The organism is Pseudomonas capsici, assembly GCF_017165765.1.
Lineage (GTDB): Bacteria > Pseudomonadota > Gammaproteobacteria > Pseudomonadales > Pseudomonadaceae > Aquipseudomonas > Aquipseudomonas capsici.
Genome location: NZ_JAFGZD010000004.1, coordinates 370,430 through 390,782 on the forward strand (window position 1 = coordinate 370,430; position 20,353 = coordinate 390,782).

Genomic DNA, 20,353 nt, shown 5'->3' on the forward strand with positions numbered 1-20,353 from the left:
GCAAGGGTCAACCTTGCCACATGGGCAAGGTCAAGCGCGAATCAATAGTTGAGGTCGGCTTTCTTCAGGTACATGCCGTTCAGGTCGGCGGCGATGCGGTACTTGAGAATATCCCCGGCGCGCAGTTTGATTTTTGTGCTGCTCTGGGCCTCCATTCCGGGAGCGCAGCCAACCACGTTGCCAGGCAGCCTGCGCAGGCGCACCGAAACGTCGCCCGGCGGCAGGTTGAACGATACGGAATCTTCCTGGAACAGGCGTCCGGCCAGTTGATCCTGAATGTAGATGCCGATTTCGCAGGAGGTCGCGACTTCCAGACGCTCTCGGGAAATGATCAGAATGCCGTAATCCTGAGCGGCCTGTGCGCCGGGCGAAGCTGCCAGAAGACCGAGAATGCCGAAGAGGCTCAATACTGACCAGCGCATGGCTGATACTCCTGCTGTAGACGTCGATGACGAAGCTTGGCTCAGGCCTGCAACTAATACCAGCCCGGCAGGAAAAACAGAAACTTGACCTTGCCACGATGACAAGGTTGAAGATGCCTGGCATCCATCACTCAAGGAGCATCGGCATGCAGTTATTCAAGGTACAAGGCATGACGTGCGGGCATTGTGTCCGTGCAGTGACCCAGGTCATCAAGAACGATGACCCGGCGGCAGAGGTGCAGGTCGACCTGGCCAGTTCGCAAGTGCGTGTGCAGAGTTCGTTATCCACAGAGCGGCTCGTCGAACTGATCGGTGAAGAGGGGTATCAGGCTCAGCCGGTCTGACAGGCCCGGATTACGAACAGTCGGCGCGACTCCGACTGTTCGTACGAGGCCGGTTTCTGAAAAGTCCTGAATTAATTTTTCCTTGTCCGGCGTTATCGGCAGGGCAGGCCGGTTAGACTAGTCAGCTGCCTTGCACATGTCCGGACTTTCAATGAATTTCAAGACCATCCTTATTCTGGGTGCCCTGAGCGCCTTTGGCCCGTTGGCCATCGACTTCTATCTTCCCGGTTTTCCCGCCATGGCGGCGTATTTCGGGACCGACGAAAAGCATGTGCAACTGACCCTGGCAGCCTATTTCCTGGGCCTGTCCATCGGGCAACTGGCCTATGGACCTGTGGCTGACCGCTTTGGTCGACGCATGCCGTTGCTGGTCGGTGTCACGCTCTTCACGCTGGCTTCGCTGGCCTGTACCTTCGCGCCGAGCCTGGACTGGCTGATCGCGGCTCGTTTCGTTCAGGCCCTCGGTGGTTGTGCGGGCATGGTGCTGGCGCGGGCCATTGTCAGTGACAAATGCGATGCCGTGGAGTCGGCCAAGGTCTTCTCGCAACTGATGCTGGTCATGGGCCTTGCGCCGATTCTGGCACCGATGCTGGGTGGTTTACTGGTCAATACCGCTGGGTGGCAATCGATTTTCCTGTGCCTGACGATCTTCAGTGCGCTGTGCCTTGCCGCCGTGGCCATCGGCTTGCCGGAAAGCATGCCGGCCAGCGTTCCACGTCAGCCGCTGAGCGGTGCGCTTAAGCAGTACGGCAATCTGCTCAAGGATCAGGTTTTCATCGGCCATGCCCTGACGGGTGGGATTGTCATGGCCGGGATGTTCTCCTACATCGCCGGTTCGCCTTTCGTGTTCATCAAGTTGTATGGCGTTCCTGCGGAGCATTACGGCTGGCTGTTCGGCATGAATGCGGCAGCGTTCATTCTGGTGGCACAGGTCAATGCACGGCTGTTGCGCAAGAGCAGCCCGGCTTTTCTGTTGATGCGTACCATCTGGATCTATCTGGCAGCAGCCCTGACTCTGCTGGGCATTGCCAGCCTGCGCACCGAGCAGCTCTGGCCGCTGCTGGTCCCGCTGTTCATCTGCATCGCCAGCCTGGGTTGCATCATTCCCAATGCTTCGGCTTGTGCCATGAACGGCCAGTGGGCCCGGGCCGGCAGTGCTTCGGCGTTGATGGGCTGTTTGCAGTTCAGTGTCGCGGCAGGTGCGGCGAGTCTGGTGGGTGTGCTGCATGACGGCACGGCAACGCCGATGGCGGCCGTGATCAGTCTGTGTGGTGTGCTGGCAACGGTTGTGGCGCTGTATACCCGTCGCCTGCAGGCGCGTCGGGATGCGCAGGCCAGATAATCGAGGATGAGCCATCGCGGTTGATCCGCGATGGCTGGTCGTTGCCGATCAGAAACCTTCAAGCACGATCTTGCCCTTGGCCTTGCCGCTTTCCAGCAGCTCATGGGCACGACGCAGGTTTTCGGCATTGATGGTGCCGAAGTGCTCCCCGAATGTGGTTTTCAGGGTTCCGGCGTCGATCAGTTCGGCGACCCGGTTGAGCAGGTTGTGCTGTTCGATCATGTCCGGCGTCTCGAACATCGAGCGGGTGTACATGAACTCCCAGTGCAGCGACAGGCTCTTGCGCTTGAGCTTGGAAACATCCAGCGTCTTGGGGTCGTCGATCAAGGCCAGCTTGCCCTGAGGCTGGAGCGCTTCCACCAACTGGTCCAGATGCAGATCGGTCTGGGTCAGGCTGGCGACATGAGTGACCTGATTCTGGCCGATACGCTTGAGTTCTTCACTCAGCGGTTGGCTGTGATCTATGACTTCATGAGCGCCCAGGTCGCGCACCCAGCTTGTGGTTTCCGGGCGGGATGCCGTGCCAATGACTTTCAGTGAAGTCAGCTGGCGGGCCAGTTGGGTCAGGATCGAGCCGACACCGCCCGCTGCACCGACGATCAACAGGCTTTGCTCTTTTTCAGCCAGGCCCTCTGCGATCTGCAAACGTTCGAACAGCAATTCCCAGGCGGTAATCGCCGTCAGCGGCAGCGCTGCCGCGTGGGCAAAGCTCAGGGACTTGGGCATGTGCCCGACAATCCGCTCATCCACTACATGCAATTCGCTGTTGGCACCGGCACGAGTCAGGGAACCCGCATAAAACACCTTGTCGCCCGGCTGGAACAGCGTCACTTCGCTGCCGACCGCTTTCACCACGCCCGCCACATCCCAACCCAGAACCTTGGCAGCGCCGGCTTCTGGCTGGACGTTCTGCCGAACCTTGGTGTCCACGGGGTTCACGGAAATCGCTTTGACCTCCACCAGTACATCGCGGGCACCCGCGACCGGTTCCGGCAGATCGACGTTCTGCAGCGAGTCGGCATGACTAATGGGCAGTGACTGGTAATAGGCGATGGCTTTCATGCAAGGCTCCTTGAGGGCGGAAAGTTGATGAACAGATCATTCGCCATTTCCATTAAAGATAAAACCCGCTAAAACGGCACTCTCTTTCAATTTTATTTTGATAATCCGAGGCTGGAATGCTGCGTTTCGATGACTTGCAGTTGTTTGTGCGGGCGGCTGATCTGGGCAGTCTGTCTGCGGCGGCACGGGGCATGGACCTGTCGGCGGCAGTGGCCAGTGCGGCGCTCAAGCGCATCGAGCAGCAGCTTGGCGTACGTCTGCTGGCGCGCTCCACGCGCAGTTTACGTCTGACCGCCGATGGCGAAGGCTTTCTGGAATATGCCCGTGCAGCTCTTGGCAGTCTGGAAGATGGTCGACGCTTGCTGGCCAGCAATCAGGAAAGCTGCAATGGCGTCCTGCAACTTTCGGCACCCTCGGATTTTGGTCGCAATGTGCTGTTGCCCTGGCTCGACGAGTTTCAGCAGCAACACCCGCAATTGTCCGTGCGCCTGCTGGTGGGCGACCGGGTCGACGATCTGTTCCGTCAGCCCGTGGATGTTGCCCTGCGCTATGGAGAGCCGGGGGATTCGAGTCTGGTGGCCCGACCTGTAGCGCCAGACAACCGACGGGTGCTGTGCGCATCCCCCGATTATCTGGCTCGTCATGGCGAACCGCAGCAGGTGGGCGAACTGGCTCAGCATAATTGCCTGTTGCTCATGCTCGGTGACCGGATTCACGACCACTGGACCTTTCACGATGGCAAGCGGGAGGTAAGCCTGACCGTGGGCGGCAACCGTTTCAGCCCCGATGGCGATGTGGTGCGTCGCTGGGCCCTGGCGGGGGCCGGTGTGGCGTATCGCTCATGGCTGGATATCGCCGCCGATGTCCATGCCGGACGCCTGAAAGTATTGATGCCGCATTTACGTGGTGAGGCCGTGCCGCTGAACCTGTTATGTGCTCATCGAGTACAACTGAACAAACCCGTGAATCTATTGCTGGAAATGCTGCGAGTTCGATGCGCCCGACAATCTGCGCTCAGTGCTTGTTAGTTGTTTGGGGGACTAAGGAATTCGCGGAAAAGACTGACGGATACTTCGGAAAATATAAGAGATAAATACAGTTTTCAATTTCAAAGTGCCAACATAAGGACAGGCGTTGAAACGGCTTTGACCTAGCGTTTCCGGTGCCTTGGCCGCTGCTCCTGGCGGTTTTATGCGATGTGTCCGGGAGACCGGAGAACGGGATGCCTTGAATGGCAACGTCCGCGCGGAAATATTAGGGTTTTCATATTTAATGAGGTCCTGCAAACTTCGGGCATTAGGTTGCAAATGTCTCCGATATTGATCCGGCTGATGTAACTTTTACCTGATCGGGTAGCCGCTCATGGAGTTTATACGTGTCATTTCAGGTTGAATCCACGTTCAACTTTACGGGAGCGGGATTGTTATCAATATGCCATCGCTATAGACGAATGTTTCAACAGGGAGTGAATACATGGAATATGCACCTTGCATCAGTCAGATTGCGACACTGCTGGCCGACCCCAAGCGTAGCGCAATGATTTGGGCATTGATGGATGGTACCGCTCGTCCTGCCAACGAGTTGGCATTAATGGCGGGGCTCTCGACGTCTTCTGCAGGTGCGCATCTGGCGCGACTGGCCAATGGCGGGCTGTTGAAACAGGAGGCACGTGGGCGCACACGTTTCTTCCGGTTGGCAGCGCCTGAAATCGGGGCCGCCGTGGAGGCGCTGGCCAATGCTTCGATGGTGAGTGCCGACCAGATCAGCCGCAATGTGGCGCAGCCCATGCCGCCGTTGCCTATACGTCGCGCACGCATCTGTTCCGATCACCTGGGAGGGGAAATGGCCGCCGAGTTGTACCAGCGTTTGCTGGGGGCTGGCTGGATCGAACAGATGGAGCAGCGGGTCGAGGTGACCAGCAAGGGCATGGCCAAGTTTGCCGAGCGCGGCATTTATGTGCCGGCGCTGGCGCAGCGGCAACGGGAGACGGTCTGTGTCTGCCCGGACTGGAGCGAGCGCAGCCCGCATCTTGGCGGTGCGTTGGGAGCCGGGCTCTTGCAGTTGTTCATTCAGATGGGATGGCTGCGCCCCACCGAGGAGTCCAGCACATTGCAGGTCTCGTCCAACGGGCAGCGTGAAATCGGCAAGATAGCGTCAGCGGCCTGATGCGGCGCAATGGCGGGCAGCGCCTTGTGGCCCTGCCCGCGATGCGTTTGATCAGGGCTTGACCAGACGCGCATCCAGACTGTTTTGCGCCAGACGCCTTGCCTGATCCTGGGTCATGCCCAGGTGGGTGTGCAGAGCATGGAAGTTCTCGGTGACATAACCGCCGAAGTAGGCCGGATCATCCGAGTTCACGGTGACTTTCACACCGCGCTCCAGCATGTCGAGAATGTTGTGTTGCGACATATGGTCGAACACGCACAGCTTGGTGTTGGACAGCGGGCAGACGGTCAACGGAATCTGTTCGTCGATGATCCGCTGCATCAGGCGCTCGTCTTCGATGGCGCGCACACCATGGTCGATTCGCTGGATCTTCAGCAGGTCCAGTGCCTCCCAGATGTACTCGGGCGGACCTTCTTCGCCGGCATGGGCCACGGTCAGGAAGCCTTCGTTGCGGGCGCGGTCGAAAATCCGCTGGAACTTGCTCGGCGGATGGCCCATTTCCGAGCTGTCCAGGCCGACTGCCACGAATGCATCGCGAAACGGCAACGCCTGATCGAGGGTCTTTTCGGCTTCTTCTTCGCTCAGGTGGCGCAGGAAACTCAGGATCAGGCCGTTGCTGACGCCCAGTTGCGACTGGCCGTCTTTCAGGGCTGCGGTGATGCCGGCCAGAACCACTTCAAAGGCAATGCCGCGGTCGGTGTGGGTCTGCGGATCGAAGAAGGGTTCGGTATGAATCACGTTCTGCGCCTTGCAGCGCTGCAGGTAAGCCCAGGTCAGGTCGTAGAAATCCTGCTCGGTGCGCAGTACATCCGCGCCCTGATAGTAGAGATCCAGAAACTCTTGCAGATTGTTGAAGGCATACGCTCCGCGTAAGGTTTCGACATCGTTCCAGGGCAGCGCGATTTTGTTGCGCTCGGCCAGAGCGAACAGCAACTCAGGCTCCAGAGAGCCTTCCAGATGCAGGTGCAATTCTGCCTTGGGCAGGGCATTCAACCAGTCGTACATGTTCTTTTCTCATCAGGTGCAGATGGCGGCATTCTACAGATGCAGCGCACCGGCAGGGTAAAACCTGACCGTCAGTTCAGGTAATGGCCTCCTGTTCGCGGCGATACGCATAGGTGTCGGCAAAGCGTGACAGCAGAAATTCCGCGCAGGTGGTTGCAGGGTAGCGTGCCGGAGCGGTTTCGCTCTGGCAGCCTGGCAGGCATTCGATACGGGTATCGGGATGCGGTTCCGCGAAGAATGGCATGGAGTAGCGGTCGACACCCAGTGGGCTGATGACCCGGTGCGGTGTAGACACATAACGGTCGTTGCTCCAGCGCGCCATCATGTCGCCGATATTGACCACAAACGTGCCTTCAAGCGGCGGTGCGTCGATCCACTCGCCGCGAACGTCGCGTACCTGCAGGCCACCGGCGGCATCCTGATACAGCAACGTGATGCAGCCGTAATCGGTATGGGCTCCGGCACCCTGCTGTTCCGTGGAAGTTGCGGTATGGCGTGGCGGGTAATGGATCATGCGAAAGACGCTGACCGGGTCCTTGAAGCGCCGATCGAAAAAGTCGGATTCGATACCCAGTGCCAAGGTCATGGCTCTCAGCAGGGTCTGGGCCAGCGCCTGCATGTCCAGATAATGCTGTTCCATCAGGCTTTCCCAGCCCGGTATGTCCGGGTGGCGGTTTGGTCCGCGCAAGGGTTTGCCGGCCAGCACATCGGGATGGCCGGCATCCATGTGCAGGCCCATGTCGAAGGTTTCCTTGAGGTCGCTGGGCAGGTTCGGGTCCAGTTGCTCGGTGGCAATCGCGCCATAGCCGCGGTGGTGCGAGCTTTGGGTGATATCGATGCTGAGCTTTTCAGCCTGGGGCCTGGCAAAGAATCGCTTCCCGGCGTCCAGTACCTGTTCGATGCGCCGGGCCGTGATCGGGTGGCCCTTGATGTAGAAAAAGCCCCACTCGCGGCAGGCCTGATCGATCTGGCTGGCAACCGCCTGCCAGGCTTGTTCGTCGGGGGTGTAGAGCGGGGCGATATCGATGATGGGAAGCTGGTTCATGAACCATTCCTGAGTGTTCGTTGTGTTGCCTGAATGGGGGCGAGCAGGCGGGTTTGTTCCGGCCTGCTCGCGGACAGGTTACTTCGGCAGTTCTGCTGTAATCCCTTCAACGTAGTAGTTCATCGAGGCCAGTTCGGCATTGGTGGCGACCTTGCCTTCGGGGATCTTCACGGCACCGGTCTGGTCCTTGATCGGGCCGGTGAAGGGATGGAATTCACCGCTTTCGATGCTGGCGATGATCTTCTGTGCTTCGGCTTTCACATCGGCCGGAACCAGATCGCTGATCGGCAGTTCAACCGTGCCTTCCTTCAGGCCGCCCCAGTAGTCCTGAGGTTTCCAGGTTCCGGCAATCACCCCTTCGGTGGCCTGGATGTAATGCGGGCCCCAGTTGTTGACGATGGAGGTCAGGACCGCCTTGGGTCCGAAATGAGCCATGTCCGAGGCGTAACCGACCGCGTAGACACCACGGCGCTCGGCGGTCTGGATCGGGGCCGGGCTGTCGGTGTGCTGGAACACCACGTCCACGCCCTGGTCGATCAGCGCATTGGCGGCATCGGCTTCCTTGCCCGGATCGAACCAGGAGTTGACCCACACCACCTTGATTTCAGTGCCGGGGTTGTACTTGTTCAGCGCCAGCTGGATGGCGTCGATATCGCGCAGCACTTCCGGGATCGGGAACGAGGCGACATAACCGACCTTCTTGGTCTTGGTCATCTTCGCCGCCAGGAAGCCGCCTACATAGCGACCTTCATAGGTGCGGGCCAGATAAGTGCCCATGTTCTTGTCCTGCTTGTAGCCGGTGGCGTGCTCGAACTTCACGTTCGGAAACTGCTTGGCGACTTTCAGCGTCGGGTTCATGTATCCGAAAGAGGTGCTGAAAATCAGGTCGAAGCCACCTTTGGCCATATTGCGAATCACGCGCTCGGCGTCCGCACCTTCCGGCACGTTCTCGACGTAGCTGCTGCTGACCTTGTCGCCAAGCGCCGCGACCATCGCCTTGCGGCCCTGCTCGTGTTGATAGGTCCAGCCGTGATCACCGATGGGGCCGATGTAGACGAAGCCGACTTTCAGGGGATCGGCAGCCGAAGCGAGCAGACTGGAACCCAGGCCGACAACGGCAGCCATGGCACACAGCAGTTTTTTCAGAGGACGACGTGGGTTGGTCAGGTGCATCGGGTCTGATTCCTTGCAATCTTGTTGGTATGCCGACTGAGCGGGTATACCTCCAGCCAATGCAAAAAACTGACCACAAAGACAGCTTGTTACGGGCCGCCGTTTCCCTGCTTCAAGGTCGGTCGCGGCATGCAGCCCGACGGTGCAGAAGCGCTCGCCGCGCTTCTAACTGGTGCAGCGCGTGCTGCGCTCGACAATGCACATCGGCGTGCCCGCCACCGGCTCACGCATGATCTGCACCTGCACATCGAAAACCCTGCCGACCAGTTCGGCATCCAGCACTGCCTCGGGCGTTCCGCTGGCCACCAGACGTCCGGCCTGCATCACCGCCAGATGGTCGGCATAGCGGCAGGCCTGGTTGATGTCGTGCAGCACGGTGATGACGGTCTTGCCCTCGGCGCTGAGCTGACGCATCAGGTCCAGCAGTTCCACCTGGTGGCTGATGTCCAGATAAGTGGTGGGCTCATCCAGCAGAACGATGGCGGCATCCTGCGCCAGAACCATCGCCAGCCAGGCCCGTTGGCGCTGCCCGCCGGACAGGTCGCTCAGCGGACGTTCGGCCAGTGCTTCCAGCTCCATGCGCTGCAGAGCCTGATCGACACTGCTGCGGTCTGCGCCGCTCAGGCGTCCCCACAGGCTGTTATGGGGGCTGCGCCCGTAAGCCACGAGTTGCCGCACGCTGACGCCTTCAGGAATTGGCAGCACCTGTGGCAGAAAGGCAATCTTGCGCGCCAGCTCCCGTGGCGAAAGCTGCGCATAGGCCTGACCGTCAAGGCTCAGGGTGCCTGACTGCGGAGTGAGAATCCGCGCAAAGGCCTTGAGCAGGGTGGACTTTCCGCAGCCGTTGGGGCCGATCAATGCCGTGACCTTGCCGGGCGGCGGGCTGAACGACAGTGCCTGCACGATACGCGTATCGCCGTAGCCGATGTCGAGTTGCTGTGCCTGGAGAATGCTCATGGAATCAACCTTTGAATCGTGCCAGCAGCCAGAGGAAATACGGGGCACCGATTACCGCCGTGAGGATACCGGCAGGAATCTCGCTGGGCGCAATCAGGGTGCGCCCCAGCGTGTCGGCCAGCACCAGCAACAGCGAGCCCAATAGCATCGAAGCCGGCAACAGGTATTGATGATGACCGCCCACCAGACGCCTTGCCATGTGTGGAGCGACCAGCCCCACGAAACCCACCGGCCCGATGATCCCGACGCCTGCGCTGGTCAGCAGCACCGCCCCGCCCATGGCCAGCCAGCGGATGCGCTTCAAGCCGGTGCCAAGGCTCTGGGCTGCTTCGTCACCCAGACCGATCAGATTCAGGGACTTGGCCAGCAACAGGCAGGCCGGGATCAACAGCAGAAACGGTGAGGCCAGCCAGACATGATGCCAGTTGCGACTCCACAGGCTGCCGGTCAGGGCCAGCAGAGCGGTGTTGATATCCAGCGGATTGGACAGGATCAGAAACTCGGTGATGCTCGACAGCGTCACCGCAATCGCCACCCCGGACAGTGCGAAACGTACGCCGGAAAACTGCACGCCGGTGTTGTACAGCGCCAGCAGCAAGGCACCGGTCGCGCCGCCCAGGCACGCCACCAGCGGCAACCAGGCCACCGGCATCTGTGGGAAACCGATGATGGCGATGGTCAATGCCAGCCCGGCACCCTGAGTGACGCCGAGAATTTCCGGCGAGGCCAGCGGGTTGCGGATCACGCCTTGGACGATGGCACCGGCCAGCCCGAAGGCGCTGCCGGTCAGAATCGCGATCAGGCCGCGTGGCAGACGATGGTTCCAGACTTCGAAGTCCTTGCTGTCGTGCGCGATCAAGTGATCGAGCACCGCGCCGGGCGTCAGCCAGACCGTGCCTGCGCTCAGGCTGAGCAGCAGAGCCAGCAGTAACAGCGCGAGCAGAATCAGCAATCTCGAACGTGGCCGATTCATAGCGTGCGCCTTGCCAGAAACAGAAAGAATGGCGCACCGATCAGCGCCGTGACCACACCGGCTGGCGTTTCTACCGGAAAGGCCACTGCGCGGCTGATCAGGTCGGACGCCAGCACAATCGCCGCACCCAGACCGGCGCTGACGGGGATCAGCCAGCGGTAATCGTTACCCAGCCATTGGCGGGCAATGTTTGGCGCAATCAGGCCGACAAAGGCAATCGGTCCCACGGCACAGACACTGGCTCCTACCAGTAACAGACTGACCACGAACACCAGAAAGCGCAGCGCGCCGATTCGCACGCCCAGCGAGCGTGCGGCATCTTCGCCCAGGTTGATGAGGTTCAGGCGCGGCGCACAGGCAACGGCCAGCACCAGGCCGATCAAGGTGCAAGGCCAGAGCAACTGCAATTGCTCTGCGCCCACATTGGCCAGCGAGCCGGCCAGCCAGTTGAGGACGCTTTGCGCCTGGGCTTCCACCAGAATCACGGTCAGCCGGGTCAGCGCCGCACACAGCGCAGCCACTGCCACTCCGGCCAGTACCAGCCGTCCCTGAGCGGTGGCCGGCGACCATGCGCCGCCAAGACTGAATACCGTGATCCACGCCAGCGCGCCGCCAATGGCTGTCATCAGCAAGGCACCGCCAGGGAAGGGCGGCGTGACAAGCCCGGTGGAAAACAGCGCCAGCCCCAGAGCCGCGCCTGCCGTTACACCAAACAGGGAAGGGGAGGCCAGCCGGTTACGGGTGATGCCCTGCATCAAGGCTCCGGCAACTCCAAGACAGGCACCGACCAGCGCGGCACACACTGCTCGTGGCACCCGCAACTGGGCCACGATATAAGCGATGTTGCCGCCCTCGCGCCCCAGGGTGAACAGGCCGTTCCACGCATCGATCTGCCGGATGCTGAAAGGCGATAGCGCGAACAGCGACACCCAGAACAGGCCCAGGCACGTCACGGCAATCACTGCCGCCATCAGCCAGCGACGCATTTATGGATTCAGTACGGCCTTGCCGCCCTTGAGAATGGCCAGTGTGTCATCGGCAATCTGCTCGGAAGCCATGATGCCGCGATTGCGCGCCCAGCTGTCGCCATCGACTTCGGCGACCTGTTTGTTACGCACGGCACTCAGCACCTGCCAGAGCGGCTGCTTGCTCCAGGTGTCGACAATGCTGGGGCGACGATAATGGCCCACCAGCAGCCAGCCCGGGTCCAGGGCCAGCAACTGTTCGAGGCTGACGAACTCGGTCGGGGCGGCGTTCTTGCGTACTTCCGGAACTTGCAGACCGATGGCCTGCAACACGCTACCGGCATAGGAGTGCGGGCCATGGACCGAGAAGCTGTCCTCACGGGCAACCCCGAACAGCGCCTTGGTATTGGCCGGGACCTGCGCCGCGACCTCTTTGAGGTGTTTGCGGTTTTCGGCAATCCGCGCCTGCATCTGCGGAGCTTTGCCCAGAGCGACGCCGATCAGCTCGGCGGATTTCAGACTGCCTTCATAATCTTCGCCACGCGACGGCAGCATCAGCGTCGGCGCGAGGCTGGCCAGATCGTTGTAAAGCGCCTGATGACGGCCAAGGTCGGCAATGATCAGGTCCGGCTTGAGGCGGGCAATCACTTCGATATTGGGCTGTGAGCGCAGGCCTACCGACTGCCATTCACCCACGGCCTTGCGCACCTTGGGCAGCACGCGGTTGGCATCGCCATCGTCGGCAGCACCGACCGGTGTCACGCCCACCGAGGCCAGTCCGTCGAGAAAGGAAAACTCCAGCACCACCACGCGCTTGGGGGCGTCTGGCAGATGGACCTTGTGTTGGCCGTCATCGATATCGATGGGCGCAGCCTGAGCGATGCTGGCCGAGAGAGCCAGCAGGCCGCAAGCCAGCAGGCGAGAAAGGCGGGAAGTACGCATGGGCAATACCTTTGTAGCGGAAACAGTCGTGCCAGAGGGCACGAAGAAAACGGCGGGCACTATTTCATATCGAGGCGGCAGGATCAAAAGTCATTTGCATCTGGCAGAACGTACCGATCGACACTTCACCATGAAGTAATGTGGTCCGTGTGAGGGTCAATGCTCTGACACGTTATCAGGAGGCACTATGAAAAAGTCCAATGTCCACGCCGATGCCTTGTCCTGGGGACACGGTCCGCGCATCTTCGAAGTGTTTCTCGAACCGACATGTCCGTTTTCGGTGAGGGCTTTCAACAAGCTCGACGAGTTGCTGGCGCTGGCAGGCGAAGATCGCCTCACGATCAGAATCCGCCTGCAATCCCAGCCGTGGCACATGTTTTCGCCCGTGGTCGTGCGCTGCATCCTGGCGGCCTCCACGCTGGAAGGTGGCAAGGACACGGCCAGGAAAGTCATGGCGGCGGTGGCTGCGCATCGGGCAGAGTTCGAGTTCGAGCAGCATGCCGGCGGCCCGAATCTGGATGCAACCCCGAATGACATCATTGCCCGTCTGGAAGGTCACAGCGGTGTTCCGCTGGCGCAAGCCTTTGCCCTCCCGGAACTTGAGCACGTCATCAAGTGGCACAGCAAATACTCGCGGCAGAACGGCATTCACGTTTCCCCGACGTTCATGATCGACGGACTGATACAGCCGAACATGGGCAGTGGCGATTCGGTAGCCGAGTGGCTTTCCCAACTGCAACTGTCGTGATGCGCGACCTGCAAGAGTAGTGTTCCGGCTCGGCCGATTCATGAAACCTTTTGTCACAGACCGTACTCTCAAGCACTTCATCGCGGCACCCGGCCGGTAGCCGTGCGAATGTGACGCAAGGGCATGAGACGCGGAATGGACTCATTACTCAGGCAAGAAAAGTTTCTGTTGCTGGCGATCATTGCAACCTTTATCGCCTATCCCCTGGAGCATTGGTTGCTGGGGAATGGCCAGACGGTTGCATTGCTGGCCGGGCTGGCGCTGGTCGGGTTCATCATCTGTGCTTCGATGCGTGTGGCTCATCATGCCGAGTTGCTGGCCGAGAAGGTCGGCGACCCTTACGGCACGATGATCCTGACGCTTTCGGCGGTGCTGGTCGAAGTGGTGATCCTGGCGATCATGATGAGCAACGAGCCGTCGGCGACGCTGGTGCGGGACACGATCTACGCTGCGGTGATGCTGGATATCAACGGTATCCTCGGGCTGGCCGCCCTGATGGGTGGCCTCAAGCATGGCGAGCAGGCCTACAACGATAATTCGGCGCGCACCTACAGCGTGATGATCCTGACCGCCATGGGCGTGTCGATGGTGGTACCCGAATTCATTCCCAAGGCTGACTGGAAGCTGTATTCGGCCTTTACCATCGGCGCGATGATTGTGCTCTACACCCTGTTCCTGCGCATGCAGGTCGGGCCGCACAGTTATTTCTTCAGTTACAGCTATCCCGAGAAAAACAGGCGCAAGGATCAGCCTGAAGAGCAGAGCGAATCGATCAACCTGACGCGCTCCATCGTGACGCTGGTACTGGGCGTGGTGGTGATCGGGGCCCTGGCGGAAGTGATGTCCAAGACCATCGATCTGGGGCTGGAAGGCACGGGAGCCCCGCCTGTACTGACGGCGATTCTGGTGGCGGCGATTTCCGCAGCACCGGAGATTCTGACCGCCTTGCGCGCTGCGCTGGCCAACCGCATGCAGTCAGTGGTCAACATTGCCTTGGGGGCCTCGCTGTCCACCGTGATCCTGACGGTTCCTGCGATGGAAGCGATGGCGCTCTACAGCGGGCAACCATTCCAGATGGCCATGACCCCCGTGCAGACCGTCATGGTGTTCATCACGCTTCTGGTCTGCGCGATCAACCTCAACGATGGTGAAACCAATGCCATCGAGGGCATGACGCATTTCGTGCTGTTCGCGACCTTCATCATGCTCTCTTGTCTGGGGCTGTAGGCGCGCGGTTTTTCAATACCCACGCCGGCCTCGTCGCGGGCAAGCGCGCTCCTACATCGCGTGCAACAGTTGGTGTGCGGCCTGGCGGTGATCGGCGATCAGCTTCTTCAGGTCCAGGCCTTCGACCTGCCCATCCGTTACCCGCCAGTGGCCCGCGATCATCACCCGGTCGGCCCGGTCCGCGCCGCACAGCAACAGCGCCGAAAGCGGGTCATGACTGCCGGAGAAGCGCAGTTCATCGAGCTTGAACAAGGCCAGGTCTGCCTGCTTGCCCACGGCCAGTTCGCCGATATCGGTACGCCCCAACAACTGTGCCGAGCCCTTGGTTGCCCAGCCCAGCACCCGCTCCGGGGTGATGTCCTGCGCGCCGTAGCGCAGCCGCTGAAGATAGAGCGCCTGCCGCGCTTCGAGGATCATGTTGGAGGCATCGTTGGAGGCCGAGCCATCGACGCCAAGACCCAATGGCGCACCGGCGGCGGTGAGCTCCAGTGTCGGGCAGATGCCGGAAGCCAGACGCATGTTGGAGCTGGGACAATGACAGATCCCGGTGCCTGCTGCACCAAGACGGGCAATTTCATCCGGGTTGAAATGAATACCGTGGGCCAGCCAGGTGCGAGGCCCGAGCCAGCCGACGCTGTCCAGATAATCCACCGTGCGCAGCCCGAAGCGCTGCAGGCAGAAGTCCTCTTCATCCAGGGTTTCGGCCAGATGGGTATGCAGGCGCACATCGAATTTCTGCGCCAGCGCAGCGCTCTCGGCCATGATCTGCGGCGTCACCGAAAACGGCGAGCAGGGTGCCAGGGCAATCTGGATCTGCGCGCCGTCGCCGCGCTCATGGTAGGTCTCGATCAGGCGCTGACTGTCTGCCAGGATCACCTCGCCTTGTTGCACCGTCTGTTGCGGCGGCAAGCCACCATCGGCTTCGCCCAGGCTCATGGAACCGCGGGTCAGCATGGCGCGCATGCCCAGTTCGCGAACGCTTTGCACCTGAATATCGATGGCCTGCTCCAGCCCGTCGGGAAACAGATAGTGATGATCTGCCGCAGTGGTACAGCCCGACAGCAGCAACTCTACTAGCGCCACCTGACTGGCCAGGGCGAGTTTTTCCGGTGTCAGCCGCGCCCATACCGGGTACAGCGTCTTGAGCCATGGAAACAAAGGTTGATTGACCACCGGTGCCCAGGCTCGGGTCAGGGTCTGATAGAAGTGATGATGCGTGTTGATCAGCCCCGGCAACAGCACATGTTCGCGGGCATCGAACACTTGATCGCACGGGCGGGAAGGACGCTGACCGACAGCCAGTAGCTCAACGATCACGCCATCTTCGACCACCAGCCCGCCACGGGCGTCCAGGTCATTAGCAGTGAAAACGGCAAGGGGATTTTTCAACCAGATACGGGTCGCGGGCATGAGCCGGCTCCTCTGAAAGTGGGTTCAGGTTAGCCAGCTCAGTTTTGCCCTGTCTGCTGATCCAGGGTTGCCGGTGATTGTGAGCGATGCATAGGCAAGGCGAATGAGTGTATTACTCGCTCACCTCACAATCAAACCCGAGCCTCAGGCGGCGTCCAGATTTATGGAGACAACAAGCCCAGCGGTTGCCGCCAGATCGACCAGTGCATCAAGGCTGAACAGATCCACTCGCCCGGACTTCAGGTTGGAAAAACGGGGTTTGGTAATCCCCAGACGAGCAGCCTTCTCGGTATCAGTGCCCGGCCACTTCTTGATGGATTCATTCAGCTCGATCATGAGTACTGAGCGTACCTTCAGGTGGGCTGCTTCCTGGGCGGTATCTGCCAGGGCATCCCAGACACTGGAAAATGTTTGCTCTTCGGTCATGGTTAACCTCTCATCAAGTCACGCAGCCTTTTGGCTGCAAGATCAATATCCTGCTTCTCGGTCTTCTGCGTCTTCTTGCGAAATGCATGCAGGACGTACACGGCACTTGGCAAGGTCGCCAGATAAATGACCCGAAAGGCTCCTGACGCTTCACGCACACGAATCTCTCTAACACCCGGGCCAATGATTTTCATTGGTTTCCAGTCATCAGGTTCAATACCACGCTGTATGCAATCGAGTTGGAAGCCTGCCATCGATTGTGCTGCCTGCGGGAATCCACGTAATTGGTCGAGAGAGTCACCAAGAAATTTGAGTGGTTTCATGCTTCGCTTCCAATCTGGAAAGGAAGCGAGTGTTATCGAAATCGATAACTGATTCTAGCAGTACTGTTTCTGTTGTGTGCAGGAAAAAGCTGAGAGGATTGTGAGTCATCGCCATAAATGAACAGTTCTGCTCTGAAAGCCAGAGCAGGACTCGTTCAGCCATCAGCGTTTTGCTTCACCAGGCAATCGTCTCGCCCTTGTAGTTGATGAAGTAGTGCCCGCCCTTGCCCGCATAGGCTTCGAGCTGTTTGACCAGTCCGGTGGTGCTGGTCAGGACGTCGATGTCGGCACCTTCGCCACCCATGTCGGTCTTGACCCAGCCCGGATGCAGGGAAAGAACGGTGGGGCGGTTGTCGCCCAGTTGGCTGACGAAGGTATTGGTCATGGAGTTGAGCGCAGCCTTGCTGGCTTTGTAGAGCCCTATTTCCGCTCCGTCCGGGCAGGCGACACTGCCCAGCCACGAACTCATGAACGCCAGTACGCCGGTTCCGGGACGAATCTGCCCGACCAGACGCTCGGCCAGACGAATGGGCGCGACCGCGTTGGTCAGGAACAACTGGCCCAGTTCGGCGGCGGTGGACTGCGCAGCGCTCTGATGTCTGGGGCCCATGACGCCAGCGTTGACGAACAGCACATCGAAGACTTCGCCCTTGAGCTTCTGGACCAGCACCTCCAGCGAAGCGACTTCATCGATATCCAGGGTTTCAACGCGGGTATTGGCGATGGTCCTGAGTGCGTCGGCCTTTAGGGGATCGCGAACAGTCGCGATCACATTCCAGCCCTGTTCGCTCAGACGCTGGACCAGTCCGAGCCCCAAGCCACGGGATGCGCCGATGATCAGAGCGGTTTTGGTAGCGGTCATGAAAAACTCCTTGGCAGTTGAAAGGAAAACATCTCAGGGGCTCAGTGGACAGGTCTGGCGCAGGCGTTCCTGCAGTTCGCTGCGCAGCTCGCCCAATTCGGCAATACGCTTGTCGATCAGCGTCAGCTTCTCCCCCAGCAGTCGGGCAATGGCGATATCCGGTGCGGGTGCCTTCCACAATTCGGCCACGTTATTACCTATTTCGTTCAGGCTGAAGCCCAGACGTTGCGCAACCTTGATGAATTGCACCAGTTGCACCGTCTCCACAGGGTAATGACGATAGCCGTTGCCGGTGCGCCGGGCACTGATCAGTCCGCGTTGTTCATAAAAACGCAGCGTGTCGCGACTGACGGCGGTGGCTTGAGCCAGTTCACCAATGCGCATGCAATTCCATCCTTGAGGGCTTGACCCTGGAGCGTACTCCACCCTTTAGCCTGTGGAAATCTCAATCGACAGGACATGTTCCATGTGGCAAATCAGACAATACCGTCAAGTGGTCCGGGCCAGCGCCTGGTATGACCTCATAGTCACCGCCGCTTTCGTTACACCCTGGACGTTCATGGCGCTGCACGACGCGTTATCGACGTTGAGCCAGCACTGGAACCTGTCGGGGGATCTGCCAGCATTCGGGCCTCTGCACATGCTGATGGCGAATTTGCTGGGCTCGATTGTCTGCGTCTGGTCCGTACTGCGAATCCGTGATCCGCAACCGGTATTAGGGCGCTATGACGCGATGGGGCGAGTGCTTTTTGCAACCTGGCAAGGTTATGCGCTGATGCAGGGGGCAAGCAGCCTGCTGATCGGGATTCTGGTGATGGAGCTGGTCTGGGCGGTCTTGCAGTTGTGGCCAGTAGATGCCTTCGCGACTGAAGTCACTCCTGCCGGCTCGACTTAGGAGCCGACTTCAGTCGCAAAATACAGCATTTATCAATGCCCCGCCTGCCAGGGCTGCCCCAACGAAACCGGTGCATACAATTTGGTTCTCAGCGCATCCCGTGACAGCAGGACCAGCACGATGATGGTCGCGACATAGGGCAGCATCGCCAGCAGGTTGGAGGGGATCGCCAGGCCGACGCCCTGTGCAACCAGATGCAGGATGCTGGCGAGGCCGAAGAGGTAGGCACCCAGCAGCAGGCGCCAGACTCTCCAGCTGGCGAACACCACCAGGGCCAGCGCGATCCAGCCGCGGCCGGCGCTCATGTTTTCGGCCCACATCGGTGTGTAGGCCAGCGACAGATAGGCACCGGCCAGTCCGGCCATTGCGCCGCCGAACAGCACGGCCAGGGTTCGCACTCGCAATACCGGCAGGCCCATGGCGCTGGCAGCATCGGGGTTTTCGCCGACGGCCTGGATAATCAGGCCGATGCGGCTTTTGAGCAGTGTCCAGGCCACCAGCGCAAACAGTGCGAAGGACAGATACACCAGCAGATCCTGGGCAAACAGCATGCGGCCGATCAGCGGGATATCGCTCAGAAAGGGAATCGCTACCGGCTCGAAGCCCAGCAGGGGTTTGCCCACCCAGGCTGCACCCACGAAGCTCGAAAGGCCCACGCCAAAAATGGTCAGTGCCAGTCCGGTGGCAACCTGATTGGCATTGAATACCAGCGCAACAACGGCAAACAACGCCGACAGCAGCATGCCAGCCAGCATGGCCAGCAGTACGCCGAGCCACAGATTGCCTGTGCTCAGGGCGATGATGAAACCGATCACCGCACCGATCAGCATCATGCCTTCCTGACCCAGGTTGATGACGCCGCTCTTTTCGCAGATCAGTTCGCCCAGAGCCACCAGCAACAGGGGGGTGCCGCAGCGGATCATGGCGTAGAAAATATTGCTCAGCAGGTCGATATCCATCATGCGGCTCCCGCGACAGGCGCCATCTGGCGTTTGGCCCAGCGCAGTTTGAGGCGCGGGCGATAAAGGATCAGCACATCACAGGCCAGCAGGAAGAACAGCATCATCCCCTGGAACAATTGCGTAATGGCCAGCGGCAGGTTGAGGGTCATCTGCGCTTGTTCACCGCCCAGGTACAGCAGGGCAATCAACAGGCTGGAAAACAGAATGCCGACAGGGTTCAGGCGTCCGAGAAAGGCCACGGTGATTGCCGCATAGCCATAACCGGGTGAGACTTGCGGAACCAGTTGGCCGATGGGGCCGGTCACTTCGCTGACGCCTGCCAGACCGGCCAGTGCGCCACTGATCAACAGCGCCAGCCAGACCAGATGTTTTTCGCGAAAGCCCACGAACCCCGCTGCCCGCTTGTCCAGCCCTAGGACTTTTATCTGGAAGCCGACAAAGCTGCGCTGTAGCAGCACCCAGACCGCCACCAGCGCCAGCAGAGCAAAGTACACCCCGATGTGGGCGCGGCCATCTTCCGTCAGCAGCGGCAAGCGGCTGGCATCGCCGAAGGTGGCCGACTCCGGAAAGTTCATGCCCGCCGGATCCTTGAGTGGCCCGTGGACGAAGAACAGCAGCAGGTTCAGGGCGATGTAGTTGAGCATGATGCTGGTGAGGATTTCATTGGCATTGAAGCGGGTACGCAGCCACGCAGTAACGCCAGCCCATGCAGCTCCGGCCAGAGTACCGGCGACCAGAATCATCACCAGCGCCCAGCGGCTTTGTACATCGATCACGTTGACCGCCACGGCGCTGCCGGCCAATGCGCCCAGCAGCAACTGGCCTTCTGCGCCAATGTTCCAGATGCGGGCCTGATAGGCGACCGCCAGTCCAAGGGCGCAGAGCAGGATCGGCAGAGTCTTGACCATCAGTTCCGACACGCCATACCAGTCACTGATCGGCGCAATCAGCAGGGTATGCAGTGTCACCCACGGGTCGAGCTTCAGGCCGATGAACAGCAGTGAGCCGCAGATCAGCGTCAAGGCGGCAGCCAGCAAGGGCGAGCACCACAACATGGCGCGCGATTGCTGGCCGCGTGGTTCCAGGGAAAGCAGCATGTTTGGC

At 60.1% G+C, this 20,353-nt stretch carries 23 protein-coding genes; 7 read left to right on the forward strand and 16 right to left on the reverse strand.

The window, feature by feature from the left end; translation table 11 throughout:
* Window positions 1-41 precede the first annotated feature (41 nt).
* Window positions 42-422: a hypothetical protein gene (locus tag JSY17_RS08055; RefSeq protein WP_117166881.1), complete on the reverse strand. Its 381-nt coding sequence runs from the start codon at window positions 420-422 to the stop codon at window positions 42-44.
* 146 nt (window positions 423-568) lie between these two features.
* On the opposite strand from JSY17_RS08055, the gene JSY17_RS08060 reads away from it, so the two are divergent.
* A complete protein-coding gene (locus JSY17_RS08060; protein WP_206401457.1) occupies window positions 569-766 on the forward strand; it encodes a heavy-metal-associated domain-containing protein in 198 nt (65 codons plus the stop codon).
* Between the two features lie 151 nt (window positions 767-917).
* Window positions 918-2,108 (forward strand): multidrug effflux MFS transporter, encoded by a 1,191-nt coding sequence (locus tag JSY17_RS08065; protein ID WP_117181531.1) that lies wholly within the window; start codon window positions 918-920, stop codon window positions 2,106-2,108.
* A gap of 48 nt (window positions 2,109-2,156) precedes the next feature.
* Here the strand turns inward: JSY17_RS08065 and JSY17_RS08070 are convergent, their stop codons facing one another.
* On the reverse strand, window positions 2,157-3,170 hold the full coding sequence (locus tag JSY17_RS08070; protein ID WP_201012824.1) for a zinc-binding alcohol dehydrogenase family protein: 1,014 nt from the start codon (window positions 3,168-3,170) through the stop codon (window positions 2,157-2,159).
* Between the two features lie 116 nt (window positions 3,171-3,286).
* On the opposite strand from JSY17_RS08070, the gene JSY17_RS08075 reads away from it, so the two are divergent.
* Together JSY17_RS08075 and JSY17_RS08080 are read left to right on the forward strand one after the other, a co-directional pair.
* Window positions 3,287-4,198 carry a LysR family transcriptional regulator gene (locus JSY17_RS08075; protein WP_122369998.1) on the forward strand — a complete coding sequence of 304 codons (912 nt, stop codon included), beginning with the start codon at window positions 3,287-3,289 and terminating at the stop codon, window positions 4,196-4,198.
* A gap of 445 nt (window positions 4,199-4,643) precedes the next feature.
* On the forward strand, window positions 4,644-5,336 hold the full coding sequence (locus tag JSY17_RS08080) for an ArsR/SmtB family transcription factor (protein WP_117181526.1): 693 nt from the start codon (window positions 4,644-4,646) through the stop codon (window positions 5,334-5,336).
* 51 nt (window positions 5,337-5,387) lie between these two features.
* On the opposite strand, the gene JSY17_RS08085 is transcribed toward JSY17_RS08080, so the two are convergent.
* The 7 genes from JSY17_RS08085 to JSY17_RS08115 all read right to left on the reverse strand — a co-directional run bounded on the left by JSY17_RS08085 (window position 5,388) and on the right by JSY17_RS08115 (window position 12,396).
* Window positions 5,388-6,341 carry an adenosine deaminase gene (locus tag JSY17_RS08085; RefSeq protein WP_206401452.1) on the reverse strand — a complete coding sequence of 318 codons (954 nt, stop codon included), beginning with the start codon at window positions 6,339-6,341 and terminating at the stop codon, window positions 5,388-5,390.
* Between the two features lie 76 nt (window positions 6,342-6,417).
* Complete coding sequence (locus tag JSY17_RS08090) at window positions 6,418-7,386, reverse strand: isopenicillin N synthase family dioxygenase (protein ID WP_117186633.1); 969 nt, start codon at window positions 7,384-7,386, stop codon at window positions 6,418-6,420.
* 78 nt (window positions 7,387-7,464) lie between these two features.
* The gene (locus JSY17_RS08095) at window positions 7,465-8,559 is read right to left on the reverse strand and encodes a BMP family ABC transporter substrate-binding protein (RefSeq protein ID WP_117181522.1); all 1,095 of its coding nucleotides are present in this window, start codon (window positions 8,557-8,559) and stop codon (window positions 7,465-7,467) included.
* 165 nt (window positions 8,560-8,724) lie between these two features.
* Window positions 8,725-9,516 carry a Fe(3+) dicitrate ABC transporter ATP-binding protein FecE gene (gene fecE, locus JSY17_RS08100; protein ID WP_206401450.1) on the reverse strand — a complete coding sequence of 264 codons (792 nt, stop codon included), beginning with the start codon at window positions 9,514-9,516 and terminating at the stop codon, window positions 8,725-8,727.
* A gap of 4 nt (window positions 9,517-9,520) precedes the next feature.
* Window positions 9,521-10,489, reverse strand: a complete 969-nt coding sequence (locus tag JSY17_RS08105; RefSeq protein WP_206401449.1) for a FecCD family ABC transporter permease — start codon at window positions 10,487-10,489, stop codon at window positions 9,521-9,523.
* On the reverse strand, window positions 10,486-11,475 hold the full coding sequence (gene fecC, locus JSY17_RS08110) for an iron-dicitrate ABC transporter permease FecC (RefSeq protein WP_206401446.1): 990 nt from the start codon (window positions 11,473-11,475) through the stop codon (window positions 10,486-10,488). Before fecC ends, JSY17_RS08105 begins: the two co-directional genes overlap by 4 nt.
* A complete protein-coding gene (locus JSY17_RS08115; RefSeq protein ID WP_117186631.1) occupies window positions 11,476-12,396 on the reverse strand; it encodes a Fe(3+) dicitrate ABC transporter substrate-binding protein FecB in 921 nt (306 codons plus the stop codon).
* A 187-nt stretch (window positions 12,397-12,583) separates the two neighbouring features.
* Here JSY17_RS08115 and JSY17_RS08120 point away from each other — a divergent pair, with 187 nt between their 5' ends.
* Complete coding sequence (locus tag JSY17_RS08120; RefSeq protein ID WP_117181515.1) at window positions 12,584-13,144, forward strand: DsbA family protein; 561 nt, start codon at window positions 12,584-12,586, stop codon at window positions 13,142-13,144.
* Window positions 13,145-13,279: 135 nt separating this feature from the next.
* Window positions 13,280-14,371, forward strand: a complete 1,092-nt coding sequence (locus JSY17_RS08125; protein WP_122371777.1) for a calcium:proton antiporter — start codon at window positions 13,280-13,282, stop codon at window positions 14,369-14,371.
* 51 nt (window positions 14,372-14,422) lie between these two features.
* Here the strand turns inward: JSY17_RS08125 and JSY17_RS08130 are convergent, their stop codons facing one another.
* From JSY17_RS08130 to JSY17_RS08150, 5 genes are all read right to left on the reverse strand, one after another.
* Window positions 14,423-15,781 carry an 8-oxoguanine deaminase gene (locus JSY17_RS08130; protein ID WP_206401444.1) on the reverse strand — a complete coding sequence of 453 codons (1,359 nt, stop codon included), beginning with the start codon at window positions 15,779-15,781 and terminating at the stop codon, window positions 14,423-14,425.
* Window positions 15,782-15,925: 144 nt separating this feature from the next.
* Window positions 15,926-16,207, reverse strand: a complete 282-nt coding sequence (locus JSY17_RS08135; protein WP_206401442.1) for a helix-turn-helix domain-containing protein — start codon at window positions 16,205-16,207, stop codon at window positions 15,926-15,928.
* Between the two features lie 2 nt (window positions 16,208-16,209).
* Complete coding sequence (locus JSY17_RS08140; protein WP_200998281.1) at window positions 16,210-16,530, reverse strand: type II toxin-antitoxin system RelE/ParE family toxin; 321 nt, start codon at window positions 16,528-16,530, stop codon at window positions 16,210-16,212.
* 175 nt (window positions 16,531-16,705) lie between these two features.
* Window positions 16,706-17,392: an SDR family oxidoreductase gene (locus JSY17_RS08145; protein ID WP_122371775.1), complete on the reverse strand. Its 687-nt coding sequence runs from the start codon at window positions 17,390-17,392 to the stop codon at window positions 16,706-16,708.
* Between the two features lie 33 nt (window positions 17,393-17,425).
* Window positions 17,426-17,776 carry a MerR family transcriptional regulator gene (locus tag JSY17_RS08150; protein ID WP_206401440.1) on the reverse strand — a complete coding sequence of 117 codons (351 nt, stop codon included), beginning with the start codon at window positions 17,774-17,776 and terminating at the stop codon, window positions 17,426-17,428.
* A gap of 82 nt (window positions 17,777-17,858) precedes the next feature.
* On the opposite strand from JSY17_RS08150, the gene JSY17_RS08155 reads away from it, so the two are divergent.
* Window positions 17,859-18,287: a hypothetical protein gene (locus JSY17_RS08155; protein WP_206401438.1), complete on the forward strand. Its 429-nt coding sequence runs from the start codon at window positions 17,859-17,861 to the stop codon at window positions 18,285-18,287.
* Between the two features lie 32 nt (window positions 18,288-18,319).
* On the opposite strand, the gene JSY17_RS08160 is transcribed toward JSY17_RS08155, so the two are convergent.
* Together JSY17_RS08160 and JSY17_RS08165 are read right to left on the reverse strand one after the other, a co-directional pair.
* Window positions 18,320-19,246 carry an ABC transporter permease gene (locus JSY17_RS08160; protein ID WP_206401436.1) on the reverse strand — a complete coding sequence of 309 codons (927 nt, stop codon included), beginning with the start codon at window positions 19,244-19,246 and terminating at the stop codon, window positions 18,320-18,322.
* Entirely contained in the window at window positions 19,246-20,346 is a 1,101-nt protein-coding gene (locus JSY17_RS08165; RefSeq protein ID WP_117181501.1) for an ABC transporter permease, read from the reverse strand. The genes JSY17_RS08160 and JSY17_RS08165 overlap by 1 nt, the downstream gene beginning before the upstream one ends.
* Between the last annotated feature and the right edge of the window lie 7 nt (window positions 20,347-20,353).

Coding starts and splice junctions, on each gene's coding strand:
- JSY17_RS08055 (WP_117166881.1), bottom strand. CDS start 422: ATGCGCTGGTCAGTATTGAGCCTCTTCGGCATTCTCGGTCTTCTGGCA.
- JSY17_RS08060 (WP_206401457.1), top strand. CDS start 569: ATGCAGTTATTCAAGGTACAAGGCATGACGTGCGGGCATTGTGTCCGT.
- JSY17_RS08065 (WP_117181531.1), top strand. CDS start 918: ATGAATTTCAAGACCATCCTTATTCTGGGTGCCCTGAGCGCCTTTGGC.
- JSY17_RS08070 (WP_201012824.1), bottom strand. CDS start 3,170: ATGAAAGCCATCGCCTATTACCAGTCACTGCCCATTAGTCATGCCGAC.
- JSY17_RS08075 (WP_122369998.1), top strand. CDS start 3,287: ATGCTGCGTTTCGATGACTTGCAGTTGTTTGTGCGGGCGGCTGATCTG.
- JSY17_RS08080 (WP_117181526.1), top strand. CDS start 4,644: ATGGAATATGCACCTTGCATCAGTCAGATTGCGACACTGCTGGCCGAC.
- JSY17_RS08085 (WP_206401452.1), bottom strand. CDS start 6,341: ATGTACGACTGGTTGAATGCCCTGCCCAAGGCAGAATTGCACCTGCAT.
- JSY17_RS08090 (WP_117186633.1), bottom strand. CDS start 7,386: ATGAACCAGCTTCCCATCATCGATATCGCCCCGCTCTACACCCCCGAC.
- JSY17_RS08095 (WP_117181522.1), bottom strand. CDS start 8,559: ATGCACCTGACCAACCCACGTCGTCCTCTGAAAAAACTGCTGTGTGCC.
- fecE (WP_206401450.1), bottom strand. CDS start 9,516: ATGAGCATTCTCCAGGCACAGCAACTCGACATCGGCTACGGCGATACG.
- JSY17_RS08105 (WP_206401449.1), bottom strand. CDS start 10,489: ATGAATCGGCCACGTTCGAGATTGCTGATTCTGCTCGCGCTGTTACTG.
- fecC (WP_206401446.1), bottom strand. CDS start 11,475: ATGCGTCGCTGGCTGATGGCGGCAGTGATTGCCGTGACGTGCCTGGGC.
- JSY17_RS08115 (WP_117186631.1), bottom strand. CDS start 12,396: ATGCGTACTTCCCGCCTTTCTCGCCTGCTGGCTTGCGGCCTGCTGGCT.
- JSY17_RS08120 (WP_117181515.1), top strand. CDS start 12,584: ATGAAAAAGTCCAATGTCCACGCCGATGCCTTGTCCTGGGGACACGGT.
- JSY17_RS08125 (WP_122371777.1), top strand. CDS start 13,280: ATGGACTCATTACTCAGGCAAGAAAAGTTTCTGTTGCTGGCGATCATT.
- JSY17_RS08130 (WP_206401444.1), bottom strand. CDS start 15,781: ATGCCCGCGACCCGTATCTGGTTGAAAAATCCCCTTGCCGTTTTCACT.
- JSY17_RS08135 (WP_206401442.1), bottom strand. CDS start 16,207: ATGACCGAAGAGCAAACATTTTCCAGTGTCTGGGATGCCCTGGCAGAT.
- JSY17_RS08140 (WP_200998281.1), bottom strand. CDS start 16,530: ATGAAACCACTCAAATTTCTTGGTGACTCTCTCGACCAATTACGTGGA.
- JSY17_RS08145 (WP_122371775.1), bottom strand. CDS start 17,392: ATGACCGCTACCAAAACCGCTCTGATCATCGGCGCATCCCGTGGCTTG.
- JSY17_RS08150 (WP_206401440.1), bottom strand. CDS start 17,776: ATGCGCATTGGTGAACTGGCTCAAGCCACCGCCGTCAGTCGCGACACG.
- JSY17_RS08155 (WP_206401438.1), top strand. CDS start 17,859: ATGTGGCAAATCAGACAATACCGTCAAGTGGTCCGGGCCAGCGCCTGG.
- JSY17_RS08160 (WP_206401436.1), bottom strand. CDS start 19,246: ATGGATATCGACCTGCTGAGCAATATTTTCTACGCCATGATCCGCTGC.
- JSY17_RS08165 (WP_117181501.1), bottom strand. CDS start 20,346: ATGCTGCTTTCCCTGGAACCACGCGGCCAGCAATCGCGCGCCATGTTG.